The sequence below is a fragment of the Aeromicrobium sp. Leaf350 genome, assembly GCF_916858655.1.
GTDB lineage: Bacteria > Actinomycetota > Actinomycetes > Propionibacteriales > Nocardioidaceae > Aeromicrobium.
Genome location: NZ_CAKASL010000001.1, coordinates 549,879 through 569,944 on the forward strand (window position 1 = coordinate 549,879; position 20,066 = coordinate 569,944).

Sequence of the window (20,066 nt, forward strand, 5' to 3'; positions counted from 1 at the left end):
GGTGACGACCTGGTCGGTGCCCTCAGGCGGGGGCCACGGCGCAGTCCTGGAGGTGGTCGTCGACCAGCCCCACGGCCTGCATGAGCGCGTAGGCGCTGGTGGGGCCGACGAACCGGAATCCCTGGGACTTCAGGTGCTTGGCGAGCGCGGTGGACTCGGGGGTGACTGCCGGGACGTCGGCCAGCGTGCGCGGGCGAGGGCGCTCGGGCAGGGCGTACGACCAGATCTGCGCGTCGAGGCGACCGTCGAGCGCCACGACGGCGCGGGCGTTGGCGAGCGTGGCCTCGATCTTCGCGCGGTTGCGCACGATGCCGGCGTCGCCGAGCAGCCGCTCGACGTCGGCGTCGCCGAAGGCGGCAACGGCGTGTGGGTCGAAGCCGGCGAACGCCTCGCGGAAGGCCGGGCGCTTGCGCAGGATGATGGCCCACGACAGACCGGACTGGAACGCCTCGAGCGTGAGCCGCTCGAACAGCCCGACGTCGCCGTGGACCGGACGCCCCCACTCGGTGTCGTGGTACTCGAGCATGTCGGGCGCCGCGCCCCAGGGGCAGCGCAGCAGACCGTCGGGGCCGGGGATCGCGTTCACGCGCCGATCGTGCCACTCGCCACGGACACGAGCTCCTCCCACTACGCTTCTCCACGTCGTCGGCGATCGTCTCGCCGCGCGCACACCGGGAGAAGGAGCAGGGGTGACCGAGGCACGCGCACGGGTGAGGGCTCTCGTCGACTCGCCCCGATTCCAGTGGTTCATCATCGGCGTGATCGTCGTGAACGCCGCCGTGCTCGGCGTCGAGACCTCGCCCGGCATCCTCGACGACGCGGGCTGGATCGTGACGCTGGGCTGGGTCACGGTGGGCATCTTCGTGGTGGAGATCGCGCTGCGGATCTTCGCCCACGGCACCGACTTCTTCCGTGACGGCTGGAGCCTGTTCGACCTGTTCGTGGTGCTCATCGCGCTGGTCCCGGCGTCCGGCAACCTCGGGGTGCTGCGCGTCCTCCGGGTCCTGCGCGTGCTGCGACTGCTCTCGGCGGTGCGCTCGATGCGTCGGGTGGTGGCCGCGCTCGGCGCCACGATTCCCGGCATGGCCTCGATCGGTGCGCTGCTGCTGATGCTGGTCTACATCTGCGGCGTGATGTCGACGCACATGTTCGGCTCCACCGATCCGGAGCACTTCGGCGACCTGCCGACCTCGCTGCTGAGCCTGTTCCAGGTCATGACGGGCGACGACTGGGCCAACGTGATCCGCCCCGTCACCGACGAGCACCCGGCGGCCTGGGTCTTCTTCATCGTGTACATCCTGGTCTCGACCTACATCGTGCTGAACCTGTTCATCGCCGTCGCGGTCGAGGCCCTCGACCGCCAGTCGGAGGACGACAAGGCCGAGATCGTCGCCGAGGTCGAGGAGGGCGAGAGCCTGATGCTCGCCGCGATCGCCGACCTCAAGGCCGAGGTCACGCAGCTCCGCTCGGAGCTCGAGGCCCGCGAGCCGGGGCGCTAGCTAGCCCTGCTCGAGCCGGCGCGCCATCAGCACGTCGTCGACGTCGGCGCCCCCGAGCCGGTACTCGGCCCGCAGGACGCCCTCGACCTCGAAGCCGCACCGCTCGTACAGCCGGCGCGCGACGGCGTTGTGGCCGAGGACCGCGAGGGTGACCTTGCGCGCGCCGCGGCCCCGCGCCCGCTCGAGCGCTGCCTCGACGAGCGCCCGCCCGACTCCGCGCCCCTGCGCCGAGGGCGTCACGCCGAATCCCGAGATCTGCAGCACGTGGTCGTGGCTGGGCGACGGTCCGACGGCTCGCAGGCCTACGTAGCCGACGACCGCGTCGTCGACCACGGCCACGAGGTGCTCCGTGCGGTCGTCGTCAGGGTCGACGAAGCTCGAGCGCGTGGCCCGGTCCGGACGCTCGACCGGGCTCGACCACGGACCCCACGTGGCGTCGTCGACGTCCACAAGGGCCTCGTCGTCGCCGGGCTCGGCGAGCCGGACGTGGACCGACATCAGGTCATCCCTCCCGCGTCAGGTGGTCAGCCAGGCGCGGAGCTTGTCCTCGACGCTGCGCAGGTGCGCGACCGGGACCTGCTCGTCGGCCTTGTGCGCGTAGACGGGATCGCCGGGTCCGTAGTTCACGGCCGGCACGCCGAGCACCGTGAACTTCGCGACGTCGGTCCAGCCGAACTTGGGACCCACCTCGGCCCCGACGGCCTCGACGAACGCGGCCGCGGCCGGCCGCGAGAGCCCGGGCAGCGCGCCGGGGGCCGAGTCGGTGACCACCAGGTCGAAGCCGGCGAAGGTCTCGCGCAGGAAGTCGAGGGCCTGCTCCTCGGAGCGGTCCGGCGCGAAGCGGAAGTTGACCGTGACCGTGGCGGCGTCGGGGATCACGTTGCCCGAGACCCCGCCGGTGATGCCGACGGCGTTGAGGCCCTCGACGTACGTGAGTCCGTCGATCTCGACCCGACGCGGCTCGTAGGCGTCGAGCGTGGCCAGGACCGGCGAGAGCGCGTGGATCGCGTTGGACCCCATCCAGGCACGGGCCGAGTGCGCCCGCTCCCCCTGCGTGCTGATGTCGATGCGCATCGTGCCCTGGCACCCGGCCTCGACGCCGGCGCGCGAGGGCTCCATGAGGATCGCGAAGTCGCCCGCGATCCAGTCGGGGTGCTCGCGCGCCAGCCGACCCAGGCCGTTGTGGACCGCGGCGATCTCCTCGGCCTCGTAGAAGACGTACGTGACGTCGCGCGTCGGCTCGGAGACCGTGGCGGCCAGTCGCAGCGCCACCGCGACCCCGCCCTTCATGTCGCACGTGCCGAGTCCGTGGAGCACGTCGCCCTCCAGGCGCGACGGCAGGTTGCCGTTCTCGGGCACGGTGTCGAGGTGTCCGGCGATGACGACCCGCTCGCCGCGGCCGAGGTCGGTGCGGGCCACGATCGTGTGACCGTCACGCACGACCGAGAGGTGCGGCAGCTCGCGCAGCGCCGCCTCGACGTCGTCGGCGATCTGCTGCTCGTCCAGGCTCTCCGACGGGAGGTCGACGAGGGCGGCGGTCAGGTCGACGACGTCAGCGGTCAGATCGAGGGCCATGCGTCCACTCTGCCACGCCCCGCGGACGGACTCAGCGCGGCTCGAAGACGCAGAACTCGTTGCCCTCCGGGTCGGCCATGACGGTCCAGGGCTCGTCGTCGAGGGGTGCGCGCAGCAGGAAGGCCCCGCGGTCCTGGAGGTCGCGGACCGACGCGCCGGGCTCGAGGAGGACGTCCCAGTGCACCCGGTTCTTCACGGTCTTCGGCTCGGGCACCGGCGAGAAGTCGAAGCCCTCGCCCGGCATGCCGGGGACGTCCTCCAGCGAGGAGTAGCCGTGGTCGTCGTGGTGCGTGAGGGTGCCGCCGATGACGTCGGCCCACCACGCGGAGACGGCCTCGTGGTCGACCGCGTCGACCTCGAGCGCCTTGAACGCCGGCGCGGCGCCCTCGGTCACGAAGACGCAGAACTCGTTGCCCTCGGGGTCGAGGAAGGTCGTCCAGGAGAACTCGCCGGTCGCGCTGACCTGCGTGAGCTCCTCGAGCCCCGCCAGGGAGCCGGCTCGGACGTCGAGGTGCACGCGGTTCTTGACCGTCTTGGGCTCCGGCACCGGGTTGAACCAGATCGTGCGGCCGGGCTCGTCGCCGCGGAGCACGGCGTCGTCGCCCTCGCCGTCGTCGAACACCTCGAGGCGGAGGCCGAGTCGCTCGGCCCAGAACGTGGCCGAGGCCGGGGCGTCGGCGGCGTCGATCACGAGGTCCTTGAACGTCACGAGGCTCATGCTCCGAACCTAGGCTCGCGCACCGACATCGGCACCTCGTGCCCGTCACCTCGTGCCCGTCGCCTCGTCAGTCCTGCACGGCCTTCGTGATCGTGACGGCGACGGTCACCCGGTCCGGGTCGCCGTCCTCGATCGCCCACATAGCGTTGTGGGCCTCGCGGACCAGCACCCAGTCGCGGGCGCGGTCCTCGTCGAGACCCGCGCCGTCGACCAGGGCGTGGAACCGGCGGCGGACCGTGCGGCGCGCGTCGTGGGAGGCGACGACCTCCTCCCACCGGTTCCAGAGCATCGGAGCCGGCTCGTAGTGGGGGTCGCCCGAGAGGGGCTGGGGGTCGATCGCGAGCCACGGCTCCCGCTCTGCGCCCAGCACGTTCTCGTCGTGCAGGTCGGTGTGCACGAGCGTGCCGTCGGTCGCGGGGTCGGAGGCGAACGCGCGACCCAGGTGCACGGCCTGCTCCACGAGGCGGCGCGGCAGGGGCGCCGACCTCGGCAGGGCGGCCAGGTCGTCGGTCCGACGCGCGACCGCGACCGAGAGACGGTCGAGCCGCGGCGGAGCGGGGACGTGCAGCGTGCCGTACAGGGCGGCCACGACCTCGCAGGCCGCGACGTCGTCGAGCGAGAGGAGGTCGACGGGACGCAGGCGCTCGAGCAGCAGGACGTTGGACGACGGGTCGGCGCGCAGCAGCCGTACCGCTCCGTGACCGTCCCAGTGCCGCAGGGCGAGCCACTCCTGGCGAGGCTCCTCGTACGGCCAGCCGACCTTGAGCGCCGCCGGGACGCCGTCCGCGACGACCGGGACGACCAGCGCCGTGTGACCGTGCCAGGGCGCGCCGTCGACCGTCAGCTCCCACGCCTCGAGGGCGCCCGCGACGCGTCGCGGCACGGAGTCGACCCAGGCCGCCCACCGCTCGTCGCGCTCCGCGTGCGCCAGGAAGGACGCCGGGAGGTCGAAGGGCAGCAGGCTCACGTCTCGAGCCTGCCACCCCTCGGGGAGACGAACGCGTGGATCAGAGCGTCGACTGGACGCCGGCGAGGAGCTGGCGGCCCATGACGATGCGCTGGACCTGGTTGGTGCCCTCGTAGATCTGCGTGATCTTGGCGTCGCGCATCATGCGCTCGACCGGGTAGTCACGCGTGAAGCCGTAGCCACCGAGCAGCTGGACGGCGTCGGTGGTGACCTGCATCGCGACGTCGGAGGCGAACGCCTTGGCAGCAGCGCCGAAGAACGTGAGGTCGGAGTCGCCGCGCTCGGAGCGGCCCGCGGCAGCGTAGGTGAGCTGGCGGGCGGCCTCGATCTTCATGCCCATGTCGGCGAGCATGAACTCGATGCCCTGGAACTCGGCGATGGCCTTGCCGAACTGCTTGCGCTCCTTGACGTAGCCCAGCGCGTAGTCGAGCGCACCCTGCGCGACACCGACGGCCTGCGCCGCGATCGTGACGCGCGTGTGGTCGAGCGTCTTCATCGCGATGCCGAAGCCCTCGCCGACCTCGCCGATGATGCGGTCACCGGGGATGCGGACCTGGTCGAGGTAGACCTCGCGGGTCGGCGAGCCCTTGATGCCGAGCTTCTTCTCGGGCGCACCGAACGAGACGCCCTCGTCGGACTTCTCGACGACGAACGCCGTGATGCCCTTCGAACGCTTCTCCGGATCGGTCTGCGCCAGGACGGTGTAGTACTCCGACTCGCCCGCGTTGGTGATCCAGCGCTTCGTGCCGTTCAGGACCCAGTCGTCGCCGTCGCGGGTCGCGCGGGTCTTCTGGTTCGCGGCGTCGGAACCGGCGTCGGGCTCGGACAGGCAGTACGAGAACCCGCCCTCTCCGGCGGCGAGCTTGCTCAGGTAGGTCTTCTTCACCAGGTCGCCACCGCCGATCTGCACCGGGAGCGAGCCCAGCTTGTTGACGGCGGGGATGAGGGACGACGACACGCAGACGCGGGCGACCTCCTCGATCACGAGGACCGTGGCGAGCGCGTCGGCCCCGGCGCCGCCGTACTCCTCCGGCACGTGGGGCGCGTGGAAGTCGGCTGCGAGCAGCGCGGCAGCCGCCTCGTGGGGGTAGCGCGCCTCCTCGTCGACCTCGGCGGCGAACGGCGCGATCTTGGCCTCGGCCACGTTGCGCACGGCCTCACGGATGGCCTGGTGCTCCTCGGACAGCACGAACATGTCACTCATCGTCGACTCCTGGTGGACGGATTTCTCCGGCCCGGGGTGGTGGGCCGTGCTCACATTGTAGGACTTCCGACTAACGGGCGTCCCAGCAGCCGGGCTGCCGAGACGCGTGGCGTCACCCACACTGGGTCCGTGACACGACGATTCGACGGCCACATCGTCGGCCTCGGCACGACCAGCGGCACGCGTGTCGTGGTCGGCATCTGGGACCGGACGCCGCACGGGCGCTTCGCCGACGCGATGGTCGAGCGCGCGGACGGCCGACGCCTCCTGCTCGCGCCCGACACCTGGGTGGCCGACCTCGTGTCCGCGACCTACACCTTCGACGAGGTGCGCGTCGTCCCCGTGGTGGTCGACGGCTGGGGCGTCACCGCCGGTCCCCTGCAGGTGAGCTGGACCCCCGGCACCCGCGCCCCGATCGGATGGGTGCTCCGGACCGTGCCGCCGCCACTCGGCCGGCTCGAGGCGTGGGCGCGGTTCTGCGACCCGATCGCCCGGCGGATCATGCCCGGCGTGCGCACCCACGGCAGCGCCGGGAACGGCCGCACGGAGTGGTACGCCGCGTCCGACGCCTGGCGCGTCGAGTCCGCGCGCGTGACCTGGGACGGCGACGACCTGGGCCCCCTGGCGCCCGTCGACCCGCCCGTGCGGTTCGGCTTCGCGTCCGCCCCGCGCACACCGACGCTCACGCGGGTGACGTCCTTCATCCGCGACTGAGACGCACTTCACATCGCGGCCGGGCAATCTCACACCCGATCGATGCGGCCCTCAACCACCTCGTCCGGCAGAGTTGAACGGTGGACCTCCGACGGTCCCCACGTCTGCCGCAAGGAGTTGTCGAGCGTTGTCCGAGAACGCCAGTCTTCCCGTCCCGCCGGCCTCGCCGCTGCCCGATCGCGTCACGACCGACGTGCTGCTCGTGGGCGCCGGCGTCATGAGCGCCACGCTCGGCTCGATGCTGCGTGCGTTCGAGCCCGACTGGTCGATCACGGTGCTCGAGCGCCTGGCGCACCCGTCGCTCGAGAGCACCGGCCCCTGGAACAACGCCGGCACCGGCCACGCCGCGCTGTGCGAGCTCAACTACACGCCGAAGACGGCCAACGGTGACGTCGACATCTCCAAGGCGCCGATCGTCAACGAGCAGTTCCAGCTCTCGCGCCAGTTCTGGTCGCACTGCGTCGACAACGGGGTCCTGAACGACCCCTCCACCTTCATCAACCCCGTGCCGCACGTCAGCTTCGTGCAGGGCGCCGAGAACGTCGAGTACCTGCGCAAGCGCTACGACAAGCTCTCGGCCAACCCCCTGTTCCAGGGCCTGGAGTTCATCGACGACCGTGACGAGTTCGCGCGCCGCCTCCCGCTCATGGCCGAGGGTCGCGACACCGACGAGGACGTCGCGGTCAGCTGGTCCGACCACGGCACCGACGTCGACTTCGGTGCCCTGACGTCCCAGCTCATCAACCACCTCGCCCGCACGGGTGCGGACATCCGCTTCGACCACCACGTCAAGAACCTGACCCGCGAGAGCGACGGCACCTGGCGCGTCACGGTCAAGGACCGTCAGTCCGGCAAGAACGTCATCATCTCGGCCAAGTTCGTCTTCGTCGGCGCCGGCGGCGGCGCGATCTCGCTGCTCCAGGCCTCGGGCATCGAGGAGATCAAGGGCTTCGCCGGCTTCCCGGTGAGCGGCCAGTTCCTGCGCTGCCTCGACGAGGACATCGCGTCGAAGCACCAGGCCAAGGTCTACGGCATGGCCGCCGTCGGCGCACCGCCCATGTCGGTGCCGCACCTCGACACCCGCGTGATCGACGGGCACCGGTCGCTGCTGTTCGGCCCGTACGCCGGCTGGACGCCGAAGTTCCTCAAGGAGGGCTCGTTCACCGACCTCCCCAGCTCGATCCGTCCGCACAACCTCTTCCCGATGGCCGCCATCGGCGTCACGTCGTGGTCGCTCATCAAGTACCTGGTGCTCGAGCTGGCCAAGACCCGCGGCGGCAAGGTCGACGCGCTGCGCGTGTTCGCCCCCGAGGCGGAGGACCGCGACTGGGAGCTCATCACGGCCGGTCAGCGCGTGCAGGTCGTGCGCAAGAAGGGTCGCTTCGGCGGCTCCCTCGAGTTCGGCACGACCGTCGTCAACGCGGCGGACGGCTCGATCGCCGGCCTGCTCGGCGCCTCCCCGGGTGCCTCGACGGCCGTCTCGGCGATGCTCGACGTGCTGCAGCGCTGCTTCCCGACCGAGTTCGAGGGATGGCGCACCCAGCTCAAGGACGTCGTCCCGTCCTACGGCACCTCGCTCGAGGACAACCCCGCGCTGCTCGACGAGCTGCGCACCTGGACCGACAAGACCCTCCAGCTCACCCGCTGACCCCACCCCACCCCGCGGGGCGGTGGGTGGTCAGCGAGGGCCGAAGCCGGCGGGGCCGTGGCCCGTGGCGCCGTCGCGGACCTTCGCGCCCTTGGCGCGCGCCGCGTCGGCCAGCGCGGACTGGAAGTCGAGCATCTTCTGCGTCAGCGTCTCGTCGCCCGTGGCGAGGATGCGCGCCGCGAGAAGACCCGCGTTGCGGGCGTTGCCAATCGAGACCGTGGCCACCGGCACTCCGGCGGGCATCTGCACGATCGACAGCAACGAGTCCATGCCGTCGAGGTACTTGAGCGGCACCGGGACGCCGATGACCGGCAGCGGGGTGACCGCCGCGAGCATGCCCGGCAGGTGGGCCGCTCCCCCGGCACCCGCGATGATCACCTCGAGGCCGCGCGCGTGCGCCTCGCGGCCGTACGCCAGCATCTCGTCGGGCATCCGGTGGGCGGAGACGACGTCAGCCTCGAAGGCGATGTCGAACTCGCCGAGCGCCTCCGCAGCGGCCTCCATCGTCGGCCAGTCGGAGTCGGATCCCATGACGATGCCCACGCGTGCGCTCATGCCCTGATCCTAGTGCGGTGCCACCCCGCGACGGAGCGCCCGTCGCCACGGCTCAGCCGTCGGTGAGGAGGGCGGCGGCCCGGCGGGCGTCGGCGAGCACGGCGTCCAGGTCGTCGCCCACGACCGTGACGTGCCCGACCTTGCGACCGGGCTTGACCGCCTTGCCGTACAGGTGGACCTTGGCGTGCGGCACGGCGGCGAGCACGACGGGCAGCTGCCCCTCGAGGTCGGTCACGGCGCCGCCGAGCACGTTGGTCATGACGCTCCACGGCGCCAGCGGGCGCGACGGGCCCAGCGGCAGGTCCATGACGGCCCGCAGGTGGTTCTCGAACTGGCTCGTGACGGCGCCGTCGATGCTCCAGTGGCCCGTGTTGTGCGGGCGCATCGCGAGCTCGTTGACCACGATCCGGCCGTCCTGCGTCTCGAAGAGCTCGACCGCCAGCATCCCGACGACGTCGAGCTCGGTCGCGACGCGCTCCGCGAGGGCCGCGGCCTCCTCCGCGAGGGCCGGGTCGAGGTCGGGCGCGGGGGCCACGACCTCCGCGCACACGCCGTCGGCCTGACGCGACTCCACGACCGGGTACCGCACGACCTCGCCGCCCGGGCGGCGCGCGACCTGGGCCGAGAGCTCGCGCCGGAAGTCGACAAGCTCCTCGGCGAGGAGTCGGACGCCGGGCGCCAGCGCCCCCTCGTCGAACAGCGCCTCCGCGTCCGCGGGCTCGCGCACGACCCAGACGCCCTTGCCGTCGTAGCCACCACGCGTGGTCTTGAGGACGGCCGGGAAGCCGAACGCTGCGACGTCCTCGCCCGACTCGACGAACGCCCAACGGGGGCACGGCGCGCCCAGCGCCGTCAGCCGCTCGCGCATCTCACCCTTGTCCTGCGCGAACAGCAGCGCGTGAGGACCCGGACGCGGAGCGTGACCCGCGGCGGCGAGCGCCCGCAGGTGCTCCGGCGGGACGTGCTCGTGGTCGAACGTCACGACCGAGACGCCCTCGGTCACGGCCTCGAGGTCGGCCAGCACGGTGTGGTCGCCCACCACGGAGTCGGCGACGACCTGCGCGGCGGAGACGTCGGGCCCCTCGGCGAGGAGACGGATCCGCAGGCCGAGGGCGATCGCCGGCTGCTGCATCATCCGGGCCAGCTGGCCTCCGCCGATCACTGCCAGGTGTGCGCGCGCCATGCGCCGAACTCTAGCGAGCGGCCTCCGCCGATCCGCGGGACGGCCGCTGCCCAGGCACGAAAGGACGGTGAGTCTGGGACCCGTCCCGGAGGGCAGCGGTGACCTAGGGACGTGTCTCGACCCTCGACACGTCCCTGTCTCACCGCCCACGCAGACGACACGTCCCTGTCTCACCGCCCGGGGTGGGGTCAGCGGGAGCGGAAGGCGCGGCGCTGGGTGACCGTGATGGGCGAGACGTTGCCGAAGCCACGCAGCGGGCGGGGCGGCAGGGCGCGCGTGGCGAACTCGGGCCCGATCGCCCGCGCGGTCTCCTCGTCGACCAGCACGCGATGGGCGCGGGCGACGTGCGAGAGGCGTGCAGCGAGGTTGACGGGCGGGCCGAACACGTCGCCGAGCCGGCTCACGACCGACCCGGTCGCCAGCCCCACGCGGATCGCCGGCACCTCGTCGTGCGCCCCGACGCTGCTGACGAGGTCGAGCGCGATGCGGGTCGCGACCACGGGATCGACGGTCACGTAGAGCACGGCGTCGCCCAGCGTCTTGATGACCCGGCCGCCACCGACCGTGATGACGTCGGCACCGCGCTCCTCGAACTTCTCCACGAGCGATCCCAGGGCCGCGTCGTCGAGCTGGTTGGAGAGCGACGTGAACCGGCTGAGGTCGGCGAACCCGACGGTCATGGTCGTCGTGCGGAGCTCGGCGTCCTTTGCGCCGATCGCCTCCATGCGGGCCGCAGCAGCCGTCAGGTGGCGCCGCCACACCTGCACGAGCACCTCCTCGAACCGCGGCGCGACGTGCTCGGCAAGCGTCATCGCCACGCCGAGACGGCTGTCGGCGCGGCCGACCTCCACGTCGCGCTCCATCTCGTCGACGAGCGTCGCGACCTCCCAGTCGGCGAGCCGCGCCATCGTGACACCCAGCGCCCGCGCCAGTCGGAGCACGGTGTCCTCGGTCAGCAGGTCCGACGTGACGGCCGCCTTGACCTGGGCGAACGCGGCGACGTCGGCGTCACCGAACGCCTGCCGGTCGCCGGGCTCGGGAAAGCCCAGGGCCCGCCACAGGCGGCGCGCCAGCTCGACGTCGACGTCGGCGTCCTTGGCCGCGGCCGCGACGTCCCGGTCCAGCTGCTCGCGCAGCAGCAGCCCGAGGAGCTGCGACCGCAGCTCGCCCCGGGCGGGCTCGCGTGACGGCGTGGGGTCGGGACGGGTCATCGAGGCGCCGGCTCAGTCATCGTTCTGGTTCTGCGCCTCGAACACCAGGTCGCTGATGGCGCGGTGGAACTTCTCGACCTGCGGGACGTCGTCGAGCTTGAGACCCTCCTCGTCGGCGGCGTTGTGCACGATGAGGGTGCCCGAGCGCAGGATGCGGTCGTTGAGGTTCTTCTCGTACGACACGTCGTTGATGCGGCTCAACGGGATGATGCGGCCCGTGCGCGTCAGGATGCCCTTCTGCTCGACGATCCGACGGTTCGTCAGCGTGTACGTCCAGAGGTACCAGCGCAGGAACGGGATCACGACGAACCACAGGCCGAGCACGACCGCGATCGCGACGATCGCCCAGCGCACGTAGCCGTCGCCCGTGTCGCCGGCCTGGGCCGCGCCGAACGATCCGGCGAACGCGATGACCAGCAGGAGCAGGAAGGGCAGGATCAGCGCCTTCACGTGCGTGCGGGTGGTCTGGATGTTGTGCTCGCCGGTCATGAGCATCTTGTCGGACAGTGCCATGCGCCTGATCTTGTCACGTGGCGACCGTGGCGGGGAGAGCCTTCTCGCGACTGTGCTCGTAGGGCGCTGGCGCGCCGGGGCTCGCAGGGCGCTGGCGCGCTACGGCTGTCAGGGCGCTGGCGCGCCGGGGTCCTAGGCGCGAGCGCGCACGTGCGTGACGTCGCCGGCGCTGACGGCGGTCCCGGCGACGACGAGGCGCCCGTCGACGTCGACGTCCTCGGCCGTGCCCTGCAGGACCGAGCCGTCCGGCATCGCGACGTCGACGACACGACCGACCGTGTCGCAGCGCGCCACGTAGTCGGCGCGCAGCGTCGCCGCGTCGCCGGTGCGCCAGCGCTCGTACGCGAGGTCGAGGTGGTGCAGCAGCAGCGCGAGCACACGCCCGCGGTCGAGGTCGGCGGCGCCGGCGATGCGCAACGACGTCGCGTGCGGCACGGGGAGCTCGTCGTCGGTGAGGTCGACGTTGAGGCCGATCCCGACGACCGCGGCGGCGGCAGAGCCCGCGCCGGGCGTCTCGACCCGCTCGAGCAGGATCCCGGAGATCTTGCGCCCGTCGACCAGCACGTCGTTGGGCCACTTGAGCCGACCGTGCACGCCGAGCTCCACGAGGGTCGCGTCGAGGGCCAGACCCGCGGCGAGCGGCAGCCACACCCAGTGCCGCAGGGGCACCTCGGGACGCCAGACGACCGACACCGCGATGCCGGAGCGCTCGGGGAGCGTGAAGCTGCGGTCGAGCCGACCCCGACCAGCGAGCTGGTGGTCCGCCGTCACGACCGAGCCGTGCGGCGCCCCCTCGCGCGCCCACTGCGCGGCGTCGGCGTTGGTGCTGCCCGTCTCGACCAGCACCCTGATCTCGGCGTACTGACCGGAGAGCGCGGCCTCGAGAGCAGTGGCGTCGAGCGATCCTCGCGACAGGTGGGCGTCCACGCGCCCAGACTCGCACACGGCGTCACGACGAACCTCACAGCACGGTCACCGCTGACGGTGGTTACGCTGACCCCCGTGACCGAACCTCTGAGCACTGACGACCTCGAGATCAAGCCCGAGCTGCACACGACGGCCGGCAAGCTCTCGGACTTCCGTGACCGGCAGCACGAGGCGACCGTCGTGGTCGCCGAGAACGCCGCCGAGAAGCAGCACAAGCGTGGCCGCAAGAGCGCCCGCGAGCGCATCGAGCTGCTCTTCGACGAGGGCTCGTTCGTCGAGCTCGACGCCCTCGCCCGCCACCGCAGCCACTCCGCCGCGCTCCAGGACAAGCGTCCGCTGGGCGACGGCGTCATCACGGGCTACGGCACCGTCGAGGGCCGCCAGGTCTGCGTCTTCAGCCAGGACTTCAGCGTCTTCGGCGGCAGCCTCGGCGAGGTCTACGGCGAGAAGATCACCAAGGTCATGGACCTGGCGATCAAGGCCGGCTGCCCCATCATCGGCATCAACGAGGGCGCCGGCGCCCGCATCCAGGAGGGCGTCGTCTCGCTCGGCCTGTACGGCGAGATCTTCAAGCGCAACGTGCACGCCTCGGGCGTCATCCCGCAGATCAGCATGATCATGGGCAACTGCGCCGGCGGCCACGTCTACTCCCCCGCGGTCACCGACTTCACGATCATGGTCGACCAGACCTCCGGCATGTTCATCACCGGTCCCGACGTCATCAAGACGGTCACCGGCGAGGACGTCACGATGGAGGAGCTGGGCGGTGGTCGCACGCACAACACCAAGAGCGGCAACGCGCACTACCTGGCCGCTGACGAGGACGACGCGGTCGAGTACGTCAAGGCGCTGCTCTCGTACCTCCCGCAGAACAACCTCGAGGAGGCCACGGTCTACGACGAGGTGGCCGACCTCGAGCCGAACGACGGCGACCTGGCGCTCAACACGCTGATCCCCGACTCGGCCAACGTGCCCTACGACATCCGCACGGTCATCGAGACCGTCGTCGACGACGGCGACTTCCTCGAGGTGCAGCCGCTGTTCGCGCCCAACATCGTGATCGGCTACGGCCGGGTCGAGGGCCGCAGCGTGGGCGTCGTGGGCAACCAGCCCATGCAGTTCGCCGGCTGCCTCGACATCGACGCCTCCGAGAAGGCCGCGCGGTTCGTCCGTACCTGCGACGCCTTCAACATCCCGGTCCTGACCTTCGTCGACGTGCCGGGCTTCCTGCCGGGCACCGAGCAGGAGTGGAACGGCATCATCCGCCGCGGCGCGAAGCTCATCTACGCGTACGCCGAGGCGACGGTGCCGCTCATCACGATCATCACGCGCAAGGCCTACGGCGGCGCGTACGACGTCATGGGCTCCAAGCACCTCGGTGCCGACGTCAACCTGTCGTGGCCCACGGGCCAGATCGCGGTCGTGGGCGCCTCGGGCGCGGTCAACATCCTCTACCGCAAGCAGGTCGCGGCGGCCGACGACCCGGAGGCCCTGCGTCAGGAGCTGATGACGGCCTACGAGGACGAGCTGTGCAACCCGTACATCGCGGCGGAGCGCGGCTACATCGACGCGGTCATCGAGCCCGCGACGACTCGCGCCGAGGTCACCAAGGCGCTGCGGCTGCTCAAGACCAAGCGCGAGTCGCTGCCGCCCAAGAAGCACGGGAACATCCCCCTGTGAGCGAAGCGAACGAGTCCGGCACCGTGAGCGAAGCGAACGAGTCCGGCACCGTGAGCGAAGCGAACGAGTCCGGCAACGTGAGCGAAGAGACTCCGGAGCCGCAAAAGCCTGCCCTCCGGGTCGTCAAGGGCGACCCGACGCCCGAGGAGCTCGCCGCGCTCGTGGCCGTGCTCGCTGCGCGCTCGGCGGCTGCGGCCGACGCCGCGGCGCGGACCCGCAAGCCGGTGCGCTCGGAGTGGGGCCACCCGGCCCGCGCCGTGCGCGGTGTGCACCGCCCGGGTGCCGACCAGTGGCGCCGCTCCTCCTGGGGCTGACGTGACGCTGACCCACGAGCCGGACGCCTCCGTCGCCGACTGGTTCGTCGACGCGGAGGCACCGGCCGAGGTGCTGGCCCTCCAGGGGCCACCGGGGTACGAGGCGTACGCGACGATCCACTTCGACGGCGCGAGCGACGCGGCGGACGAGTCCGGCTACCGCAGCGACCCCGCTCTCGTGGCCCTCGTGACGGGGCTGTGCGCCCACCACACGGCCACACCCGAGGACGTGTTCTTCGCCCTCTGGGACGGCTGGGGCGAGATCGACGGCGGCGACGCCCGGCTGCTCGGGGTCGACGTGCGTCACCGCGTCCTGCCGCGGATCTACCGCGACCACCGGGGCCCCGCGTCGCCCCCCGCCTTCGGGCCGTCCGTCGTCGACGCACCCCGGGCCGACCTCGGTGGCATCCGGTCCTACCTGCTCTTCCGAGGACCCCTCTCACAGGTCGGCGAGTGGGGCGCACGCCCGCTCGCGCCGGGTTGGCCCCGCGCCCTGCCCCAGGCCTCGCTGACGTGGCCGCGCGACCGCGCGTGGTTCATCGCCTCCGACGTCGACCCGGCGTGGTTCACCGTCGCGGGCTCCCGCGAGCTCGTCACCATGCTGCTGGGTCGCACCGACCTGGTCGCCTCGGTGGGCCGTCACGGATCACCCAAGGAGGTCTGATGAAGGTCGTCCTCGCCTCGCAGTCACCCGCGCGGCTCGCGACCCTGCGGGCGGCCGGCATCAAGCCGGACGTCGTCGTGTCGGGCGTCGACGAGTCGCAGATCGTGTCGCGCGACCCCGCCAACCTCGCCTCCGCGCTCGCCCAGCTGAAGTGTCGGACCGTGGCGGCCGATCGTCCCGACGACCTCGTGATCGGGTGCGACTCGGTCCTGGCCTTCGAGGGCGAGATCCTCGGCAAGCCCGGCGACGCCGCCACGGCCACCGCACGGTGGCGCAAGATGCGCGGACGGTCCGGTGTCCTGCACACGGGGCACTGCCTGCGCCTGCGCGGGGAGGAGGTCGTCGAGTCGGCCTCGACGATCGTGCACTTCGCCGACGTGACCGACGACGAGATCGCAGCCTACGTCGCGACGGGCGAGCCGCTGCACGTCGCCGGGGCCTTCACGATCGACGGCTACGGGTCCGCCTTCGTCAAGGGGATCGAGGGAGATCCGCACACCGTCGTCGGCATCAGCATCCCCCTGCTGCGCGAGCTCGTGGCCGATCTGGGCCTGCGCTGGACCGATCTCTGGGCGTTCATCCACCCCGACGCCTGAGGCCGCGACGGACACGATTGGCTTCCGGAGCCCGACTGGAGGACCCTAGGAGGACCATGACCGCCAATCGCCGCCCCCTCGCCAGCAGTCCCTTCCAGCCGCCGAAGCCTCCGGAGGACCGGACCTTCGTGGTGGGACAGCGGGTCGCGCACGACACGTACGGCCTCGGCCGGGTGGTCAGCGTCTCCGGGATGACGGCCGTCACGGTCGACTTCGGCACCCGCGTCTGCCACCTCGCGCTGCCCTGCGTCGCCCTCGACATCCTCTGAGGTGACGGTCAGCCGTCCGTCCGGCTGAGGTGGGCCACGGCGTCGTCGAGACTGCCGGCCCCGTAGGTGCGCAGCAGCTCCGCGATCGCGGGGTGGCTCTCCTCCAGGAGGTCCGCGGCACCCAGGTGGTCGGTGGCCGCGGCGACCCCGCGGAACACGGCCTGGACGGCCCCGGCGGTGTCGCGGGCCGAGACCCGTCGCGCCGTGCCGGTCAGCGCCTCCCCCGAGGCACCCGCGTCGTCGATGCGCGCCAGGGCGTCCGACACCCCGACCGCGCCTGAGGCCACGTCGTCGAGGACCTCGACCATGACCTGCAGCCGTCGGACCGCGCTCGGGTTGCCGATCTTGATGCGCTGGCCACTCATGACCTGCGACAGCATCGGGGCCGAGATGCCGAGGACGGCCGCGAGCTGCGACTGGTTCAGTCCGAGCACCTCCCGGCAGCGACCGAGGACGTCACCCAGCGGCGCGCCGTAGATCTCGCGCTGTGCCGCGCGGTTGGACTCGACGTCAGCCACCGGATCTTCCCCTGTCGACCACTCGAATTTGCAGATGCGAACTCCGCCATGTTGACACTGCAACGCTTTCGAGGCAAACTCCTGCCAAAGATTTGCAACTGCAAAGGTTCAGGGGGAACCATGCGCCATCTGCTGGCCGTCGCGCTCACCGCGTTGACCTGCCTCGTCCCGATCACGACCGTCGCACCTGCCTCGGCGCAGGAGTCCGAGACCGAGACCGCCGGGCGTCTGATGCTCGTCCTGGACTCCTCCGGCTCGATGTCGGAGCTGACGGGTGACGGCCGCACCCGCATCGACGCCGCCAAGGACGCCCTCCGGGCCGTCGTGAACCAGCTCCCCGACGACCAGCCCGTCGGCATGCGGGTCTTCGGCGCCACCCAGCCGACCCGCGCCGGCGCGGAGCTCTACTGCGCGGACTCGCAGAACGTCGTGCCCGTCGCCACCGACAACCGCGACGCCCTCGGAGCGGCGATCGACGACTACGAGCCGTACGGCGAGACGCCCATCGCGTTCGCCCTCCAGGAGGCCGGCAAGGACCTGGGTCCCGAGGGCCAGCGCTCCATCGTGCTGGTCAGCGACGGGATCGCGACCTGCGAGCCCGACCCGTGCGTCGTGGCCGAGCAGCTGCGGGCCGGAGGCGTCGACGTGCGCATCGACGTCGTCGGGCTGAACGTCGACGCCGCCGCGCGGGCCAGCCTCGAGTGCGTGGCGTCGGCGGGCGGCGGCACGTACTACGACGCGACCGACACGGAGAGCCTGATCGACGGCCTGACCGTCGCCCAGACCCGCTCGGCCCGGCCGTTCGACCTCACCGGCGAGCCGGTCGAGGGCACCGCTGACCCCGCCGACGCCCCGGAGATGGCGGCGCCGGGCCAGTACCTCGACGCGCTGCCGACGAGCGGGCCGCTGCACTACCGGATCCCCCGCACGCAGGCGGGTTCGACGATCCACGTCGGGCTCTCCTTCGCCGGGGAGTCCGGCTCCGTGGGCCAGGGCGTGCGTCTGACGCTGTACCCGGCGAGCGGCCTCGACGGCGTCTCCTGCGTCTCCAACGTGTCGTACGGCGACAGCATCGGCCAGAGCAACCCCTTCTACTTCGGGGGCATCAGCACCTGGAAGGCCGACCCCGAGGACCCCTGCAACACCGAGGACGAGGTCGTGCTCGAGATCGAGCCGACCGGCTCGGGCACGGCAGGTCGGCCGGTCGAGCTGGCGGTGTACGAGGAGCCGCCCCTGGCGAAGGGCGCCGACCGCGACCTCGACCCGGCGCCGGCGAGCCCCACGTGGAGCACCCTGACGCCTGACACCGATGCGGTAGACGACGTGGTGCCCGGCAGCAGCCTGGCGAGCGCTCCCCTGCTCGAGGACGGGACCTACGCGCTCGACATCACCCAGGGCGAGACGCAGGTCTTCGCGGTGCCGCTCGACTGGGGACAGTCGCTGCAGGCCCAGCTCGACACGGTCCTGACGAAGGAGACGGTCGATGCGGGCGTCGCCGGCAGCGGGTTCCGCGTCGCCGTGACGGGTCCGCTGCGCACCGACGACTCCATCTCGTTCTTCGCCCAGGAGCCCGAGGACTGGACCACGACCGCCCTCGCGAACATGTCGGCCGGTGATCCGTTCCGCACGGGCGCCCAGTCGCCGGAGATCGCGTACCTCAACCGCTCGAAGAGCCTCAACGACCGCGGGCCGTCGCTGCCGGGGCTGCGCTACGTCCGCGTGTCGTTCGAGGCGCCCCAGGGGTCGTCCAACCAGTCCTACACGCTGACCCTCGCGACGAACGGCGACGGCGGGGCGGGCGCGCCCGAGTACGACACGTCCGAGCTGTCCGCGCCGGAGGCCGACTCCCCGCTCGTGACCTCCCCCGTGCGCGACCTCGACACCGACACGACCGCGAGCGACGGCGGCACGGACGAGGGCGACGGCTTCCCGCTGCTGCCCGTCGGGCTCGGCGCAGCGGGCGTGCTCGCACTGCTGGCGGCCGGGGCTCTCCTCGCCCGGTCCAGGAGGGCTAGCGGACGCCCGTGACCACGGCGGCCACCACCAGGGCCACGCCGACCAGCCCCAGCGCCCAGATCCCCACCGGCGTGCTCCCGTTCACCGCGGGGCGGCGCGGCTCGCGGGTCGGGACGGGCGTCGGAGCCGGTGACGGGGGCCCGGGCAGGGGCTGACGCGGGCTGATTGCCCGACGGCGGGTCGGCTCCTGGGTGCTGACGTCGGTCGGACGGTCCACGGTCGGAGCGGCCGGCCCGGCCGCCGGAGGACGGGCCGGGGGCAGCGCCTCGACCGCCCGAGGGCCCTCGGGCCCCCACCCGCTCGGCCACTCGGGCAGGTGCGAGAACACCTCGACGGGCTCCGCCCCCGGGGCCGGCGGGACGACCGCCACCGACTCCAGGGCGGCCCGGGCGCTCGCCGCATCGGGGAACCGGTCGCGAGGATCTGCGGCCACCAGGCGGGACACGACCTCCGCGAACGGGCCGTCCGGCACCGGCACGACCCCGTCGCGCTGCGGACGAGCCGCCGTGAGCATCTCGACCAGCACGACCCCGGCGGCGAAGAGGTCCTGCCGGGGATGCGGGTCGGCGTCGGTGAAGACCTCGGGAGCCGCGTAGCCGGGCGTGTGGACGACCTCCCACGCTCGCGTGAGCCGCGGCTCGTCCACCACGGCGGCGATGCCGAAGTCCGAGAGCCGCAGCACCGGGGCGGCCGTGCCGGTCGCCTCGAGCAGGAGGTTGGCCGGCTTGACGTCGCGATGGACCAGGCCGGCCTCGTGCACCGCCTGCAGGGCCACGAAGAGCTGGCGACCGACCTCACGCACCCAGGCATGGGGCAGGGGTCCGTGATCGGCGACGACCTGGGCGACGGATCCGCCGCCGATGATCGGCATCGCGAACAGCACCGTGCCGTCCTCGGCCGACCACCCGGTCGGGGCGACGACGTGCGGGTGCTCCACCCGCGTCGACGACTCCCGCACGAACCGCAGGAGCGAGGCGCTGTCGGCCTGGCGTTGCAGCTTCGCCGCGCGGTAGACGCCGTCACGCAGGTCCCAGACGCGCCACACGTCGCCCATGCCGCCGCGGCCCAGGAGGTCCACGAGCTGATAGCGCCCTGCGAAGACCTCGGCCACGCCGCCACCCTAACCGCCGACGCGGCTCCCCGCGCCCGCCCGGGTTCCCACGAGACCGCTCGAATCCCGCATCGAGCACACGAAGCTTCGTGCGCTTGACGCGGGATTTCTGCGCTCACCCAGGAAGTTTCCGACGGTCTCGTGGGAAACCGGCATCGCGCACAGTCACCACTGACCGCCCTGC

The 20,066-nt window shown here is 72.0% G+C and carries 22 protein-coding genes; 9 read left to right on the plus strand and 13 right to left on the minus strand.

Going from position 1 to position 20,066, the window contains the following annotated elements; all coding sequences use genetic code 11:
* Positions 1–22 precede the first annotated feature (22 nt).
* On the minus strand, positions 23–586 hold the full coding sequence (locus tag LO931_RS02805) for a DNA-3-methyladenine glycosylase I (RefSeq protein ID WP_304523489.1): 564 nt from the start codon (positions 584–586) through the stop codon (positions 23–25).
* Positions 587–689: 103 nt separating this feature from the next.
* Between LO931_RS02805 and LO931_RS02810 the strand changes: the two genes are divergently transcribed.
* Positions 690–1,499 carry an ion transporter gene (locus tag LO931_RS02810; protein ID WP_229051700.1) on the plus strand — a complete coding sequence of 270 codons (810 nt, stop codon included), beginning with the start codon at positions 690–692 and terminating at the stop codon, positions 1,497–1,499.
* Here the strand turns inward: LO931_RS02810 and LO931_RS02815 are convergent, their stop codons facing one another.
* The 5 genes from LO931_RS02815 to LO931_RS02835 all read right to left on the minus strand — a co-directional run bounded on the left by LO931_RS02815 (position 1,500) and on the right by LO931_RS02835 (position 5,963).
* Positions 1,500–1,997, minus strand: a complete 498-nt coding sequence (locus tag LO931_RS02815) for a GNAT family N-acetyltransferase (RefSeq protein ID WP_229051701.1) — start codon at positions 1,995–1,997, stop codon at positions 1,500–1,502.
* Between the two features lie 18 nt (positions 1,998–2,015).
* Positions 2,016–3,074 (minus strand): succinyl-diaminopimelate desuccinylase, encoded by a 1,059-nt coding sequence (dapE, locus tag LO931_RS02820; protein ID WP_229051702.1) that lies wholly within the window; start codon positions 3,072–3,074, stop codon positions 2,016–2,018.
* Between the two features lie 31 nt (positions 3,075–3,105).
* Positions 3,106–3,792: a VOC family protein gene (locus LO931_RS02825; RefSeq protein WP_229051703.1), complete on the minus strand. Its 687-nt coding sequence runs from the start codon at positions 3,790–3,792 to the stop codon at positions 3,106–3,108.
* 67 nt (positions 3,793–3,859) lie between these two features.
* A complete protein-coding gene (locus LO931_RS02830; RefSeq protein ID WP_229051704.1) occupies positions 3,860–4,759 on the minus strand; it encodes an aminoglycoside phosphotransferase family protein in 900 nt (299 codons plus the stop codon).
* Positions 4,760–4,799: 40 nt separating this feature from the next.
* Positions 4,800–5,963, minus strand: a complete 1,164-nt coding sequence (locus LO931_RS02835; protein ID WP_229051705.1) for an acyl-CoA dehydrogenase family protein — start codon at positions 5,961–5,963, stop codon at positions 4,800–4,802.
* Positions 5,964–6,092: 129 nt separating this feature from the next.
* Between LO931_RS02835 and LO931_RS02840 the strand changes: the two genes are divergently transcribed.
* The gene (locus LO931_RS02840; RefSeq protein ID WP_229051706.1) at positions 6,093–6,677 is read left to right on the plus strand and encodes a hypothetical protein; all 585 of its coding nucleotides are present in this window, start codon (positions 6,093–6,095) and stop codon (positions 6,675–6,677) included.
* 127 nt (positions 6,678–6,804) lie between these two features.
* Positions 6,805–8,325, plus strand: coding sequence for a malate dehydrogenase (quinone) (mqo, locus tag LO931_RS02845; protein WP_229051707.1), 1,521 nt, complete (start codon positions 6,805–6,807; stop codon positions 8,323–8,325).
* 30 nt (positions 8,326–8,355) lie between these two features.
* Here mqo and purE read toward each other — a convergent pair whose 3' ends face one another.
* The 5 genes from purE to LO931_RS02870 form a co-directional block, all read right to left on the minus strand.
* Positions 8,356–8,880: a 5-(carboxyamino)imidazole ribonucleotide mutase gene (gene purE / locus LO931_RS02850; RefSeq protein WP_229051708.1), complete on the minus strand. Its 525-nt coding sequence runs from the start codon at positions 8,878–8,880 to the stop codon at positions 8,356–8,358.
* 52 nt (positions 8,881–8,932) lie between these two features.
* Positions 8,933–10,063: a 5-(carboxyamino)imidazole ribonucleotide synthase gene (locus tag LO931_RS02855; RefSeq protein ID WP_229051709.1), complete on the minus strand. Its 1,131-nt coding sequence runs from the start codon at positions 10,061–10,063 to the stop codon at positions 8,933–8,935.
* 188 nt (positions 10,064–10,251) lie between these two features.
* Entirely contained in the window at positions 10,252–11,274 is a 1,023-nt protein-coding gene (locus LO931_RS02860; protein WP_229051710.1) for an adenylate/guanylate cyclase domain-containing protein, read from the minus strand.
* Between the two features lie 12 nt (positions 11,275–11,286).
* Positions 11,287–11,787, minus strand: a complete 501-nt coding sequence (locus tag LO931_RS02865; RefSeq protein WP_229051711.1) for a PH domain-containing protein — start codon at positions 11,785–11,787, stop codon at positions 11,287–11,289.
* Positions 11,788–11,919: 132 nt separating this feature from the next.
* Complete coding sequence (locus LO931_RS02870) at positions 11,920–12,714, minus strand: biotin--[acetyl-CoA-carboxylase] ligase (protein WP_229051712.1); 795 nt, start codon at positions 12,712–12,714, stop codon at positions 11,920–11,922.
* A 66-nt stretch (positions 12,715–12,780) separates the two neighbouring features.
* On the opposite strand from LO931_RS02870, the gene LO931_RS02875 reads away from it, so the two are divergent.
* From LO931_RS02875 to LO931_RS02895, 5 genes are read left to right on the plus strand one after another with little or no spacing between them, the layout of a single operon-like run.
* Positions 12,781–14,394 (plus strand): acyl-CoA carboxylase subunit beta, encoded by a 1,614-nt coding sequence (locus LO931_RS02875; RefSeq protein ID WP_304523501.1) that lies wholly within the window; start codon positions 12,781–12,783, stop codon positions 14,392–14,394.
* Positions 14,391–14,708 carry an acyl-CoA carboxylase subunit epsilon gene (locus LO931_RS02880; protein ID WP_229051714.1) on the plus strand — a complete coding sequence of 106 codons (318 nt, stop codon included), beginning with the start codon at positions 14,391–14,393 and terminating at the stop codon, positions 14,706–14,708. Before LO931_RS02875 ends, LO931_RS02880 begins: the two co-directional genes overlap by 4 nt.
* Before the next feature lies 1 nt (position 14,709).
* Positions 14,710–15,372, plus strand: a complete 663-nt coding sequence (locus LO931_RS02885; RefSeq protein WP_229051715.1) for a hypothetical protein — start codon at positions 14,710–14,712, stop codon at positions 15,370–15,372.
* Positions 15,372–15,968, plus strand: a complete 597-nt coding sequence (locus LO931_RS02890) for a nucleoside triphosphate pyrophosphatase (protein ID WP_229051716.1) — start codon at positions 15,372–15,374, stop codon at positions 15,966–15,968. The genes LO931_RS02885 and LO931_RS02890 overlap by 1 nt, the downstream gene beginning before the upstream one ends.
* 56 nt (positions 15,969–16,024) lie before the next feature.
* Positions 16,025–16,237: a hypothetical protein gene (locus LO931_RS02895; protein ID WP_229051717.1), complete on the plus strand. Its 213-nt coding sequence runs from the start codon at positions 16,025–16,027 to the stop codon at positions 16,235–16,237.
* A gap of 8 nt (positions 16,238–16,245) precedes the next feature.
* Here LO931_RS02895 and LO931_RS02900 read toward each other — a convergent pair whose 3' ends face one another.
* Positions 16,246–16,755: a helix-turn-helix domain-containing protein gene (locus LO931_RS02900; RefSeq protein WP_229051718.1), complete on the minus strand. Its 510-nt coding sequence runs from the start codon at positions 16,753–16,755 to the stop codon at positions 16,246–16,248.
* Positions 16,756–16,875: 120 nt separating this feature from the next.
* On the opposite strand from LO931_RS02900, the gene LO931_RS02905 reads away from it, so the two are divergent.
* Complete coding sequence (locus LO931_RS02905) at positions 16,876–18,783, plus strand: VWA domain-containing protein (protein ID WP_229051719.1); 1,908 nt, start codon at positions 16,876–16,878, stop codon at positions 18,781–18,783.
* On the opposite strand, the gene LO931_RS02910 is transcribed toward LO931_RS02905, so the two are convergent.
* Positions 18,767–19,882 carry a serine/threonine-protein kinase gene (locus tag LO931_RS02910; RefSeq protein ID WP_229051720.1) on the minus strand — a complete coding sequence of 372 codons (1,116 nt, stop codon included), beginning with the start codon at positions 19,880–19,882 and terminating at the stop codon, positions 18,767–18,769. The two genes, LO931_RS02905 and LO931_RS02910, sit on opposite strands and share 17 nt — an antisense overlap.
* Between the last annotated feature and the right edge of the window lie 184 nt (positions 19,883–20,066).

Coding starts and splice junctions, on each gene's coding strand:
- LO931_RS02890 (WP_229051716.1), top strand. CDS start 15,372: ATGAAGGTCGTCCTCGCCTCGCAGTCACCCGCGCGGCTCGCGACCCTG.
- dapE (WP_229051702.1), bottom strand. CDS start 3,074: ATGGCCCTCGATCTGACCGCTGACGTCGTCGACCTGACCGCCGCCCTC.
- LO931_RS02825 (WP_229051703.1), bottom strand. CDS start 3,792: ATGAGCCTCGTGACGTTCAAGGACCTCGTGATCGACGCCGCCGACGCC.
- LO931_RS02835 (WP_229051705.1), bottom strand. CDS start 5,963: ATGAGTGACATGTTCGTGCTGTCCGAGGAGCACCAGGCCATCCGTGAG.
- LO931_RS02815 (WP_229051701.1), bottom strand. CDS start 1,997: ATGTCGGTCCACGTCCGGCTCGCCGAGCCCGGCGACGACGAGGCCCTT.
- LO931_RS02905 (WP_229051719.1), top strand. CDS start 16,876: ATGCGCCATCTGCTGGCCGTCGCGCTCACCGCGTTGACCTGCCTCGTC.
- purE (WP_229051708.1), bottom strand. CDS start 8,880: ATGAGCGCACGCGTGGGCATCGTCATGGGATCCGACTCCGACTGGCCG.
- LO931_RS02855 (WP_229051709.1), bottom strand. CDS start 10,063: ATGGCGCGCGCACACCTGGCAGTGATCGGCGGAGGCCAGCTGGCCCGG.
- LO931_RS02865 (WP_229051711.1), bottom strand. CDS start 11,787: ATGGCACTGTCCGACAAGATGCTCATGACCGGCGAGCACAACATCCAG.
- LO931_RS02860 (WP_229051710.1), bottom strand. CDS start 11,274: ATGACCCGTCCCGACCCCACGCCGTCACGCGAGCCCGCCCGGGGCGAG.
- LO931_RS02895 (WP_229051717.1), top strand. CDS start 16,025: ATGACCGCCAATCGCCGCCCCCTCGCCAGCAGTCCCTTCCAGCCGCCG.